Origin of the sequence: Streptomyces gottesmaniae, assembly GCF_031845845.1 — a bacterium.
Taxonomy (GTDB): Bacteria; Actinomycetota; Actinomycetes; order Streptomycetales; family Streptomycetaceae; genus Streptomyces; species Streptomyces akebiae.
The window spans coordinates 1-437 of record NZ_JAVRFJ010000149.1 but is presented as its reverse complement, the minus strand read 5'-3'; the positions used below and the strand labels follow the sequence as shown (position 1 = coordinate 437).

Sequence of the window (437 nt, the reverse complement as noted above, 5' to 3'; positions counted from 1 at the left end):
ATCTGAAACGCTTGGTGGTCGGCGGCTTGGAACGCGTGTTTGAAATCAACCGCAGCTTCCGTAACGAGGGCATGTCCGTGCGCCACAACCCCGAATTTACGATGATTGAATTTTACGAAGCCTTCTCCGACTACGAACGTATGATGCAGATGGCGGAAGACATCATCCGCAACGCATCGCGCACGGTAAACGGCACGGCAAACATCACTTACAACGGCAAAGAAGTCGATTTGGAAAGCCCGTTCGAACGTCTGACCATCCTCGAAGCCATCAAAAAATACAATCCGCACTACACCGACGAGCAGTTGAACGATGCGGAATGGCTGAAAAAAGAAATCGTCAAACACGGCGAAAGCCTGCCGCCGTCCCCGGGCATCGGCAGCCTGCAACTCGCCCTGTTTGAAGGTTGCGCCGAGGGCAAACTGTGGAATCCGACC

Annotated in this window: 1 protein-coding gene; it reads left to right on the top strand. The window is 53.8% G+C overall.

Translation table 11 applies throughout. The features are described from left to right. Nucleotides 1-437 (top strand): amino acid--tRNA ligase-related protein (locus RM704_RS45785; protein WP_498076458.1); only part of this gene is annotated, 437 nt, incomplete at both ends.